The 11,633-nt window shown below is 30.2% G+C and carries 14 protein-coding genes; all 14 read right to left on the bottom strand.

Annotated elements, in window-relative coordinates:
* Positions 1-26: 26 nt before the first annotated feature.
* On the bottom strand, positions 27-1,295 hold the full coding sequence (codB, locus tag QX51_RS01420) for a cytosine permease (protein ID WP_277613719.1): 1,269 nt from the start codon (positions 1,293-1,295) through the stop codon (positions 27-29).
* A 321-nt stretch (positions 1,296-1,616) separates the two neighbouring features.
* On the bottom strand, positions 1,617-2,966 hold the full coding sequence (gene pepV, locus QX51_RS01415) for a dipeptidase PepV (RefSeq protein ID WP_039678120.1): 1,350 nt from the start codon (positions 2,964-2,966) through the stop codon (positions 1,617-1,619).
* 314 nt (positions 2,967-3,280) lie between these two features.
* Positions 3,281-3,604, bottom strand: a complete 324-nt coding sequence (locus tag QX51_RS01410) for a hypothetical protein (protein ID WP_242842670.1) — start codon at positions 3,602-3,604, stop codon at positions 3,281-3,283.
* Between the two features lie 240 nt (positions 3,605-3,844).
* Positions 3,845-4,489 (bottom strand): vWA domain-containing protein, encoded by a 645-nt coding sequence (locus QX51_RS01405; RefSeq protein ID WP_039678118.1) that lies wholly within the window; start codon positions 4,487-4,489, stop codon positions 3,845-3,847.
* A 99-nt stretch (positions 4,490-4,588) separates the two neighbouring features.
* The gene (locus QX51_RS01400; protein ID WP_039678117.1) at positions 4,589-5,593 is read right to left on the bottom strand and encodes a macro domain-containing protein; all 1,005 of its coding nucleotides are present in this window, start codon (positions 5,591-5,593) and stop codon (positions 4,589-4,591) included.
* Between the two features lie 28 nt (positions 5,594-5,621).
* The gene (locus QX51_RS01395) at positions 5,622-6,287 is read right to left on the bottom strand and encodes a hypothetical protein (RefSeq protein WP_052232807.1); all 666 of its coding nucleotides are present in this window, start codon (positions 6,285-6,287) and stop codon (positions 5,622-5,624) included.
* Positions 6,288-6,407: 120 nt separating this feature from the next.
* Complete coding sequence (locus tag QX51_RS01390) at positions 6,408-7,214, bottom strand: hypothetical protein (RefSeq protein ID WP_039678116.1); 807 nt, start codon at positions 7,212-7,214, stop codon at positions 6,408-6,410.
* Positions 7,215-7,457: 243 nt separating this feature from the next.
* Entirely contained in the window at positions 7,458-8,090 is a 633-nt protein-coding gene (locus QX51_RS01385; RefSeq protein WP_039678115.1) for a DUF3786 domain-containing protein, read from the bottom strand.
* Between the two features lie 84 nt (positions 8,091-8,174).
* On the bottom strand, positions 8,175-8,276 hold the full coding sequence (locus QX51_RS21730; RefSeq protein ID WP_408645544.1) for a hypothetical protein: 102 nt from the start codon (positions 8,274-8,276) through the stop codon (positions 8,175-8,177).
* A gap of 200 nt (positions 8,277-8,476) precedes the next feature.
* Positions 8,477-9,598 carry an SPFH domain-containing protein gene (locus QX51_RS01380; protein ID WP_039678113.1) on the bottom strand — a complete coding sequence of 374 codons (1,122 nt, stop codon included), beginning with the start codon at positions 9,596-9,598 and terminating at the stop codon, positions 8,477-8,479.
* An 18-nt stretch (positions 9,599-9,616) separates the two neighbouring features.
* Positions 9,617-10,162 carry a hypothetical protein gene (locus tag QX51_RS20960; protein ID WP_207641676.1) on the bottom strand — a complete coding sequence of 182 codons (546 nt, stop codon included), beginning with the start codon at positions 10,160-10,162 and terminating at the stop codon, positions 9,617-9,619.
* A gap of 212 nt (positions 10,163-10,374) precedes the next feature.
* Complete coding sequence (locus QX51_RS21045) at positions 10,375-10,575, bottom strand: P-loop NTPase family protein (protein ID WP_052232806.1); 201 nt, start codon at positions 10,573-10,575, stop codon at positions 10,375-10,377.
* Between the two features lie 204 nt (positions 10,576-10,779).
* The gene (locus tag QX51_RS01365) at positions 10,780-11,130 is read right to left on the bottom strand and encodes a hypothetical protein (RefSeq protein WP_039678112.1); all 351 of its coding nucleotides are present in this window, start codon (positions 11,128-11,130) and stop codon (positions 10,780-10,782) included.
* On the bottom strand, positions 11,127-11,633 hold a 507-nt coding region (locus QX51_RS01360), incomplete at its 5' end, for an AbiH family protein (RefSeq protein ID WP_039678111.1). The genes QX51_RS01365 and QX51_RS01360, both read right to left, overlap by 4 nt.

Raw genomic sequence — 11,633 nt, 5'->3', positions numbered from 1 at the left:
AAACAATTCATAGAAATTCTCTTCAATTAAGCCGCTATTTTCTTTGCCATTTCTACACTTTCAATATCTTTGTTTTTATTCAACTTTGTCAAAATTACATATGTAATAACTGCCACACCTACAGAGTTAAGGTGTATTATACCAGGTATAATATAAGCTCCAATAGTTCCAGCAAGCCATGCTAATATAGCATTTACATTTATATATTCAAACTTTGCATCTTTAAAATCCACATATTTTCTTTTGTTAATTATAAAATAATCTGCCAACATAACAGCTCCTATAGGTGGTATAAGTGTACTTAGCAAGTTTAGCCAATTAACCAAGTTTCTATATACAAATATGGAAATGAAAGTTCCAATCAGTCCATTTACAATAACCATTTTTCTCTTTGGTGCCTTAGTTATATTTGTAAATCCAAGGCTTATCCCATACAGAGCATTACCATTTGTTGTCCATATGTTCAGTGCAAGTACAATAATTCCTGGTATTATCAAACCTTGTGCAAACATAACTACTGATATATCTGCACTTCCTACTGTCATAACTCCCAATGCACCAAATAAAAACATTATAGAATTTCCAATAAAAAATGCAGTAACTGTAGACCTAACTGCTACCTTTTTATTTTTTGCAAATCGTGCAAAATCTGGTGTGAAAATTCCTGCACTTATAAAAGAGCCTATAACAATTGATAAAGCAGTACTTATAGTTATTATTCCCGAAGGTTTAATATAGAGTAAATTTATTAGTCCTCCTATATCTTCTATAGCCTTCACTGTAGAAAATCCGCCCAATATGCCTATTGTAGGTACTGCTATCACACTTAAAATTATCAATAATTTCATACCAAAATAAGCTGTGATTGTAATTAATACACCTGAAATCAAAACTAAAATCCAAGTATCTATTCCTATGAAATAAGAAGCTGGTATTGAAAAAAGTGCAATTCCCATTCCAAACCATCCTATTTGTGTTATGGAAATTAAAAAAGATACTAACTGGGATCCTTTTTCTCCAAAGGAATATTTGGCAAGTAGATGAGTAGAAAGTCCTGTATCCCCTGCCATATAAGCTAAAAGTCCTGTATAAATACATAATAATAAATTTCCATAAAATACTGCATCTAAGAAATTTTTGATAGTAAGATTTCCCCTTAAACTTCCTCCTGCTAACATACTTACTGAAAAGAAGGAAAAACCTAACATAACAACTAGCATGGGTAGAAAACTTTTTCTTTTATCTTGTGGTACTGCTTCTAATGAATATTCTTTGTCTACGTAATATTTTTTCATAATGTATTTCTTCCCCCTGTTTTAATAATTATCTTTTTGCTTTAATTTATAATCCATTATTTTTAGGTATTTTTCAACAATTTTATTAATATTTTTTAATTTTCTTTTTTCATTTGAAAAAATATTATAATATCATTATAGTGTTTAATAAAATTAGTAGTAGTTTAGCGCTGCAGAAGCTATATATAAGCATGCACTTGAAAATGACGAGGCTATGGATATAGATTTATAAGAAAATTTGATTAAATAACTCTTTTAATAATAAAAAGAGAGCTATATCATAGCTCCCTTTTTATTATTAACTATATTATCTCAAATACATTACTTTGAAAGTAACTCAAGTGCATTGGCATATATTTTAGCCAATGTTATCAGATGATCTATTTTTATATATTCATGATTAGTATGTTCCACAACTTCCTCTCCTGGAATACATGGACCAAATGCTACTATATTATGAAGGTGTTTTGCATAAGTTCCTCCACCAATTGCAGTAGCAGTACTGTCTCCATCGTAAAATTCACTATATACATCTGTTATAGTTTTTATAAGTTTACTTTCCTTACTAACATAAAGAGGTTTTGTATTTTCCACATTCTCCACATCAAATCCTTGTAACTTAGCCAAGAAAGTTTCCAATATTCCTTTATCAGTCTTTGTACATGGATATCTTAGGTCCATATGTAGACGAAGTTTTCCATCTACAACATCTACAATACCCATATTCATTGTTAATGATCCTGTTTCATCTTCCATATCTATACCAAGTTCAGCTCCAAAAGTTCCATCACATAAATACTTACGTATAAATGAAAGTTTTTCTCCTTCTTTACCTTCAACAAGATTGTTATCTACTAAATATTTAATTAAAATTCCAATAGCATTTTTACCTGTATGTGGTATACTTCCATGAGCGGGACTGCCCTTAGCTGATACAGTTACGCTTCCATCAGCATTTTCTTTGCATGTAATGTTTTCTGCATCTGGACACGTTTTTCCAATGATAACAGCTTCAGCTTTATCAGGAACAGCATTTACCACAATTCCACCAGCTATACTCTTAATGTTTGATCCACCTGTCAAATCAAATGGAGTAGTTAGTTCAAAACGAAGAATTCCTTTTTCACCATAAATTGCTGGAAAATCAGCATCTGGTGTAAATCCGTAAATAGGTGCTTTTTCTCTTTCATTATAATACTCCATATCTTCACAACCTGTTTCTTCATCACATCCAAATATAATTCTAATTTTCTTAGAAGGCTTAAACCCAGATTCTTTAAGTGCTGCTAATGCAAACAAGGCTGCATTTATAGGTCCTTTATCATCAATAGTACCTCTTCCCCATAATTTATCATCAACTATCTGGCCAGAATAAGGGCCGTATTGCCATCCATCTCCCTCTGGAACTACATCTAAATGACCAAGAGCACAAACGTATTCTTCTCCTTCACCATATTCTGCATATCCATAGTAATTGTCTACGTTAGTTACTTTAAACCCTAGTTTTTCAGCAATCTCAAGTTGTTTATTAAGGGCTTTACATACTCCCTCACCAAATGGCATTCCTTTTTTGGGTGTATCTCTTACACTTTTAATTTTAACCATGTCTTGTAGGGCTTTGATTAATTCTTTACTGTTTTTTTCAACTATTTCGTTTAATTTATTATTCATTTCTTATACCTTCTTTCATAAAATAATCATATTTTATTTCATTTAATCAGTAGTTATATGTTTTTGTATAACTTAAGTGAAATTCTTATAATAATAAATTCTGCGCATAAGTACTATGTTAGATATTTTGTAATATACTACCATTTATTATAGTCCTCAATCTAGTCAATAGTCAATTGAATGGAATTTTGTACCAGTATTCTTCGATAAATTTACCTTTCTTTTCATTACCTCCAGCTATTAAGGCATAAATATAACTTTTAGGTGAAAATTGTCCTGAACTATATCTAAGACATGTTAATTCATTGGATTTGCTATTTTTGCTTTTCCAGTATAATCTTTGTAGTCGTGCCCATAGCTGAAGCCTCATAGCTTAATACCCCATTTTCGTAGGTAATAGTTTTTGTATCATCACTGGAAGCTAACAAAGCAGTTTCAGTTTTACTATGGTCATTTTTAGAAGTCCATGAATAAGGTTCATCAGCAGTTTTTGGAGCTTCAAAAGAACCAGCCCAATAAAGTGATTTTGTATCACCGTTATCACTTATCCAATAGATTGTAATAGTCTCATCACTTATTGTTGCCGCTTGATAAGAGTCATTAGATTTGCTATTTTTTTGTTTCCATTCCCCTCTCAAGTCAGGTATTTTATTTTGCTGGGTCTTACCTCCATTGCCAGAGCTTGTGGAAGTAGAGCTACACCCAGTACATATCGTTGTGAGCATGACCATGCAAAGACCAATCATTATCAGTTTTTTCATTTTCATTATCCTCCTATATTTTTAATTAGTTTAAATACTTATTTGTTTATAATTAATTGTTTACTTCTACTTATATATTCATAAATTCATAATTAAGATGATTATAAAAAACAAGATTTACTCTTTCCTCATTTCATAATCTTCTTCCACCCTACTCTTCCAACTTTCATCTACTACTCCATCTACTCTACAGTTTGAAATGGCAGAGTTCATAACTTCATAAGTAATCTGTGTGCCAACTTCATCACTTACATAATTAGAGGCAAATTCTTCTGATATACCAAAATTTCTAGCTGTTGAAATTGCATCTATATTTGCTCCTAAAAATAAGAATTGCCAATTATATCTTTCTTTTTCATAAGTAATCATCTTTTTAATCTTTTCATAGGTATACTCTTTGCTGGCATTTTCATATCCATCAGTAGTTATAATAAACAAAACATTTTTAGCTTTTTCTTCTTTTTTATTTTTCTGCACATTTATCATAAAATTAATAGAATAACCTATGGCATCTAAAAGAGCTGTACACCCTCTTACATAATAATCCTTACTTGTAATGTTTTTAATTTCTTTTATATTAACTCTTTTGTGTAGCATTTCTATTTCATCATCAAACAAAACCGTAGTAACATTTGCGTCACCCTCTTCTTCTCTTTGTTTTTTAAGCATTGAGTTAAATCCACCTATAGTGTCACCTTCTAAGCCCGACATTGACCCACTTCTATCTAATATGAATACAACCTCTGTTAAATTATTTTTCATAAAAAATACCTCCCTAAAATTTATAACTAAGTTTTATCTTTAAATAAAGAATACTTTTTTTAAGGAGATACTTGGTCGCTTTAAAAGCGACATATATTTTTAAGTTGCCAATAAAGGCTGTTCAAAGGAGAACAAAGCTTCATTTATTATGAATATGTCATAGTTTTTGTTTTTTATAAAATACTCTACTATTAAATCAAACTTGTGACTTGGAGATAGAGTATACCCTGCTTTCGCTAATAAATCCTTTGTTTCATCCAAAGATAGTTCTAAACCTATGGCCAAGGATAGGGCTGTTGATTTTTTAGGATTATAATCCTTATTACTTCTTATTTTGGAAAATAATTTTCTATCCATATTAGCTTTTTTATAAACTTCTACATCGGTTTTTCCTTTTTCATCAATAAGTCTTAATAACATTTGTGAAAAACTTTCATCAATGTTATCTAAAATACGTTCTAAGGATCTCTTATTAAAATCTTTTGTTTCATATATTGGTTCCTGAAAATTGCAATCATCATGATAAATTTCTTCTATTTCTAATGAATATATATCTCTTAATCTATAATTTTCATCTTCATAAAAATCATTAATGTAATGCTCAATTTTCTCATATAATTCTTCACTTAAATGCACAGCTTTTCTATCAAATACCACAAGATAAATATCCATATCATTGTCAGCTAAAAACTCTTTAATAGTTGAAACAGCTATATTTAATGCTTCTTTTTTTGGATAGCCATAAATACCAGAAGATATTAAAGGAAATGCTATGGATTTTAAATTATAATCCTTTGCCAGCTTCAGTGATGTTTCATAGGCACTTCTAAGAAACTTGGCTTCATTTGAATTTCCATCTTTATATATGGGCCCTACAGTATGAATAATATATTTGGCTTTAAGATTATATCCCTTTGTAATAACGGCGTGACCTACTGGACATTGTTTTATTTGTTCACACTCTTTTTGTAACTCTTCCTCACCTGCTGCTCTAAAGATTGCCCCGCAAACGCCTCCACCCATTAGGAGTTTAGAGTTTGCAGCATTTACTATGGCATCTGTGTTCATCTTTGTAATGTCATTATGTAAAATTTGAAATGTCATTTTACTACCTCCATATAAAGTTTTAGAATTAACTTACAGGAAAGTTAACAACTATAACATCTTTTTTAGGTATTTCCATACCTATCATATTTGTAAATACTTCTTTGTAATGCATATTCCATTTTTCTTCGCTTGTAGGCCTATATGTATAATCTCCTACAAAATTTAGCAATACTAGTTTTACATTTATATTTTTTATTTTTAATTTATCATTAAGCTTATGTAAAAATGTTAGTCGATTGGCAAGTTGATAATATTCATCTGTCCACATTTGAAATGAACCTTTTGGATAGTTACTTTCAAATACTTCTTTCATAGTTTTTAAAATTAAGTCCTTACTATTTGGATTTTTTGCACCGATTTTACTTTTTAACTCCGACAGATGGGCTTTCGCTTCTACCAAGTATAATGTGTTATTATCTTTTGTTATTGCTATGCCATCCCACTGTGGTTGCCTGTTTGGCCAAAATGAAAATATTTCTTTCTTTTCTTCAGCTGATATATTAAGTATTTTACAGATGTCATCTTGTTTTAGTTCATACTCTAGGTATTCTTTGTTATTACCTTCAAGTGGCGAAATCCATGTTAAATCACAACCAATCTTGGAGTTTAATTCACTTTGCAAATTCTTAACAACATATTGCATCCAAAACTTACTTCCTTTAGTAGCTGGACCTTTTGATGTGTTACTCATATTGCTTCCCCCTTATTTAAGGAGCCATTTAAGGCTCCATTAAAAATCATTTTCTAGATTAATACATTACTTCTCTTTTACATATTTGTAATTATATTTGAATATATTCTGTGTATTTCTTTATCTCCACCACAAGCATGACTTTTCAGTAAATAGCATAGATGACCCAACTTTAACATATCCATATTTACCAGAACTATTTTTTACTCTTATATACTTGCTACTTCCCTTCTGATATAGTGCATAAACATAAGCCTTACTACCCTTATTTATAGTAAATGCTTTCTTTTTCCCACTTGTACTTGTATATGCAGTTAGTTTTTTAGCCGCTACATATTTATTTTTTCTAGTACTACCACTTGTATTAGCAGTGTATTGATTATAAACATTGTATCCTTTTATTTGAACTTTGTCATAAATACAAAAAAATCCCATTGCCTTTGCAAAACTACTATATCTGCCTTGATCATATTCCTCAAAAGTTATCATTCCTGTACTAGGATCATAGCTTTTTAACATTGCATCTTTATAGTGCTTATTTACCATACATTTATTATTTTTAAATTTAAGTATCTTTGTTCCCCACTCACTATCTCCAGACCAATAAAAAACAATTTCTGAACTTTTGTCCTTTTTATTAAAGTCGTAAATTTTTACATCATAGTAACCATAATCAGGATAGTAATTTGAGTCCAATGTTTTAGTTGTGCTATTTACTTTTAATAATAATTTATGACCTGTGCTATAAACTTTTATACTGTCCTTATCTCCGTCCCCGTCTAAATCATATTTGTATGACTTTCCAATTGTTAACTGTTTCTTATATGATGTAGCAGCATATGAACTATTAATGTTTCCTACAAAAACACTTCCAACTATCATACTTATTGATAGTAATAAAACACTTAACTTTTTTATTTTTTTCATATTAAACACCCCCTATAATAATATTAGCATATTATAACACTGGTAATATTAGTAAAAATGAAAAGCAATCTAACTTTATCTAATATATTTTTTAACAGCCTTAGCTACAGGAACACCTATAATTAGCCCTATAACTATTTGAGTAATATTTCCTGTCACAGATGCTAAAGAACTTCAATTATATTCTTTGAGTTGCTAACTTTATAAAGTAGAAAAAGTTGGCATGTTATGCCAACTTTCATTTTATAAAGTATCATACAACTGATTGTACCTTTCTGAAATGCACCTTAGCATAAATTCACCAACCATAACCGAATCTTCCATTGTAAGATAATGATCTGCACTCTTATCAACTAACATTTTTCCACTAGCTTCAAACTCCTCGTCTGCAAACCATATATTTAAAGTTACTAGATAGTTTGGAAAAAGATGAAATACAGCACATAAATCAAATTTAGATTCAATAATTTCTGCACCTAATGATTTACATACATTTATTACTTGTTCTGACTCTTTATTAAATAAGAAACGACCTAGTTCTCCCTCCACAGTTTTATCAAATCTAACTCCCCTTATAAGCCCATCTTTTAGCTCTCCAAAATGAACTGCTTTATAAGATATAGGTGTTCCATCTGCTATATCTAGATAATGTAGTAAAATTAAAATATACCAGTCTTCTAGTTTTTGCTTCGGCTCATATGATGGATATATAAGTTCAATAGTCTTATCTAAACTCTTTATTTTTAAAGTAGATGTATCTTCACAAAATACTACCCCAGCTTTTTTAGCAATATCTATAGGCGACCTATTCTCTAGGCGTTTTTGAGCTACTATATACATCTCATTGAAAGCTCTATTTATTTTTTTATCTTCCATATATTTTCCCCCTCGATTTAAGCATCTTTGTTGGATGTAAATATGTCTGTTAAGTATTCTTGATTTATTGACACATCTACATTTTTATTTTTTCAATTCTACAATAAAATCCATATCATTTTTTCTTCGTGGATGAAAAGTAAAATCTTCATATCCCTTGCCAGTTTTCTCCTCACGCTCTACTATGTAAATCTCTCTTCAAATATTCTATTAAATTATTTATTACTAATAGCAAGTTTTTGACATAAGCTGTGAATAACTTCACCCCTGGAGGGCTTACAATTCCGAAATCATTGTTTCTAGTAGTTCTATCTATTCAAAATAAAGGTAATCTAAAATAGGTGCTTCAAAATTACTTCGAAACACCATATTTGAAAAGTCTAATATTAAAGACCCATGATCTCCTTCTTTTTTGCGTCAAACTCTTCTTGGGTTAAAATTCCTAAATCAAGAAGGTCCTTTAACTTCTTCATTGTCTCTATCTGTTCATCCAATGATGTGGTTTTAACTTCTGCATTTGAACCTAGATTATTTGAAATATTCTGACCCATGTTCATTCCAAACAACATTCCTCCTCCATCACCTAAGCCCTTTTTCTGTATACCTTCAGCAATTTTTTGCTGTGCAGCTATATTAGATGCTCTTTGTGAAGTTTCTTCATATGCGCTAATGCTCAACTTCTGTTCTGCAAACTTATTAACCACACGTCTTGATTCATCTGAAAATTCTATATTTTCTATAGCAACCTTGACTATTTCAAAACCAAATCTTTCTCCCCATGTACCAGCATTGAATGAATCATCTATAATTGCTTGAGAAAGTTCATTTTCATGAGAATGTATCTTTGAAATTCTACATTTATCCGATAATTTATTTAGTGCTACAGCAAAGGACTGCAGGAATTCTGCTACTATCTGTTCTCTAACCTGAGCACAACCGAATGAGTAGAAGTTGACATTTGGTGGTAAAAATTCTCTAACAAATTTTTCAGCATTTACTACTTTAATAGTAAAAGATCCATACGCATATATTTCCAAATCAACTCCATAATATAAATCGTTATAGACCTGAGGTCCTCTTGTTCCAAATTTTATATTTCTTATTTCTCGAAGATTAACAAATGCAATTTGTTTCTGTGCGGAAGTCATTCCTCCCAATTTTATACGTTCTTTAACCTGCTCAAAAACAGAATTTTCAAATCTGTCCCCATTAAATATGCTATCTTCACCTTCCTGATATTCATATGCTCCTGAGATAGTTATAATATTTTCTATTGAATCTTGACTAAAAATAAAAGCAGCTGTATTTTCAGGTACAAATATTTTAGAACCATTAGTTATTACACCTTCAGAACCCTTGTAATTACTCCCTCTGCCATTATTTGATGTTTTTTTCACACCAGGAGAAACAACCGTCAACTCATCAAATGATGCCGCTGTGAATACATCAATCCATTGGTCAGCTAAGGTAGTGCTAACTGAATCTGTAAAAGCTTTGATAATTCCCATATGTTTTTTCCTCCAAAATTATAAAGTTTGTTGTGTATCACAATACTTGCATCGAACTGCCTCGCCTTTCTTTCCTGTTATTGGCGCTTTACATGCCATGCACTTTGTTGAAACTGTTTTTTTCAACCCAAGTGAATCTTTAAATGCACCTACAGTTCCCTTTAAAGTATCAGCCACAAATTCTGTTCCAGGAATTGCTGTAAATGATTTCTCAGGTGCATGCCCAGTTATTGCTTTCGTAATTTCATTTATCCATTTATTAATCTCTCTTTTTCCCAACAATGTATTATTAAATGAAAAATTCTCCTGTCCATTAACAAGGTATATTTCCAATTGAGATATTCCATTCCCAGCTTTACCTAAACGTACCTGTGGGTTTTCATTATACATTTTCACCTGATTAAATGGTATACGGTTAACATTTTTAATTTTTCCAAAAAGAGTCTTTTCTGCCCAAAGGATTGCAAGATTTGTAAGCACAAGATCACCTTTACGCATTCCTTGAAATACGTCTTGTGATTTAAGAAGTATAGCTTCATTTGGATATAAATTGTAATCACTCATTTTTACATCTCCCCCTTATTATTTGTATAGATTTGACAAATTTATTTACACCTTTAATAAAATATAGGTTGCTCTTTTTTTGACTCTAAACTCACTTTCTGAACATTTTGCAAAGTATCCTGTAATTCACCTGGCAATACTTATGCCATAACATCAATTAATTGGTCAAGTCCATATGCCCTTGCTATGTACTCTTCATCAAAATCCATATCTTATTCAAGAACAGGAACAACCTTCACAATTTCAAGATTTTCTTCCTTAACGTTGTTTTGCTGTTCATTTGAAAGTTCAAATCCAGGCGTATCATAAATTGCAAGAGGATAATCCTTTTTTTCTTGCTTTCTAATTTCTGATGTCACAGGCCTGCCTAATCCAGTTTCAGCAAAATTTTCTCTAAACAAACTGTTAATCAACGTGCTTTTCCTACAACAATTATATTGAGTTTTTTCAGATTCTTGATTTTATCATTGATGGCATCTATGTACTGTTGCGCCATCTTATCTGTATCTATTTGTATTTTTCTTCTCCTTTCAGTTTTAACAAGTTATTGATAAAAAACATTAAGAACTGAACCCCTTGAGGTACTTATCAATGTACATAGTCACTTGACTTGCTAATTATTCACTTGTCACTGAAACTTCGTTTAATTTAACATTCATTTGATTTAATTTAAACATCTCTGTGTTCAATGCAACCATTATTTTATTATCTAATTGTGCTTGTATTGACTGATCTTTCTTCTTACCTTCTTGTAAATATTTTTTCATATTATTCCTCAATTTGTTTTGAACTTCTAACCTTTCCCTTGGATTACTTTTTTTCCAGTCTGGTTTATAAGTAAAAATTATTAATCTTCGATTTTCATTATTTACATCAATTAACCAATTATCTATTATTTCCCACCATTGACTATCTGTTTCTCCTAATGAAACACCAAATAAGCATATTATATGGCTATTATTAATCATATTCTTGCATAATGTATTTTTTCATTTCTTAATTCTTCATTGCATAAAGGTTTTATTAAATATGTTATTTCTTCATTATCCCTTATATCGTTATTAAAAATTTGCGTTTTATTATCTACTCCTATAATCATTTCTTCATCTAATTTCCCATGTATATGTATGATAGGAGAAAAAATATTTTCATAATTCAATGAATTAATATTGCTTTTTCTTAATATATCATTTTTGTCTTTTGGGGTTAAAAAATCATAAAACTTAATTAGACTATTTTTTAATTCATTTATATTTACTCCATCGTCATAACTATGCATTAAATTTTTTCCTTCTTTAGATAAATAATGCTCTAAATCTGATCTTAAATTTTCATAATCATTAAAAAATTTTTCTATATTTTCTAATGTAACGTTTCCCAAATATTTTCCTAATCCTTTCTCTAAGTCAGACCATTTATCAAAATTAGATACTAGTGTATAATTATACTTTTCTAGTAATTTTACAACTTC

Origin of the sequence: Terrisporobacter othiniensis (genome assembly GCF_000808015.1) — a bacterium.
In the GTDB taxonomy this organism is placed as follows: domain Bacteria; phylum Bacillota; class Clostridia; order Peptostreptococcales; family Peptostreptococcaceae; genus Terrisporobacter; species Terrisporobacter muris.
This window is presented reverse-complemented; position numbering and strand designations above follow the sequence as displayed.

Coding starts and splice junctions, on each gene's coding strand:
- codB (WP_277613719.1), bottom strand. CDS start 1,295: ATGAAAAAATATTACGTAGACAAAGAATATTCATTAGAAGCAGTACCA.
- pepV (WP_039678120.1), bottom strand. CDS start 2,966: ATGAATAATAAATTAAACGAAATAGTTGAAAAAAACAGTAAAGAATTA.
- QX51_RS01405 (WP_039678118.1), bottom strand. CDS start 4,489: ATGAAAAATAATTTAACAGAGGTTGTATTCATATTAGATAGAAGTGGG.
- QX51_RS01400 (WP_039678117.1), bottom strand. CDS start 5,593: ATGACATTTCAAATTTTACATAATGACATTACAAAGATGAACACAGAT.
- QX51_RS01395 (WP_052232807.1), bottom strand. CDS start 6,287: ATGAGTAACACATCAAAAGGTCCAGCTACTAAAGGAAGTAAGTTTTGG.
- QX51_RS01390 (WP_039678116.1), bottom strand. CDS start 7,214: ATGAAAAAAATAAAAAAGTTAAGTGTTTTATTACTATCAATAAGTATG.
- QX51_RS01385 (WP_039678115.1), bottom strand. CDS start 8,090: ATGGAAGATAAAAAAATAAATAGAGCTTTCAATGAGATGTATATAGTA.
- QX51_RS01380 (WP_039678113.1), bottom strand. CDS start 9,598: ATGGGAATTATCAAAGCTTTTACAGATTCAGTTAGCACTACCTTAGCT.
- QX51_RS20960 (WP_207641676.1), bottom strand. CDS start 10,162: ATGAGTGATTACAATTTATATCCAAATGAAGCTATACTTCTTAAATCA.
- QX51_RS01365 (WP_039678112.1), bottom strand. CDS start 11,130: ATGATTAATAATAGCCATATAATATGCTTATTTGGTGTTTCATTAGGA.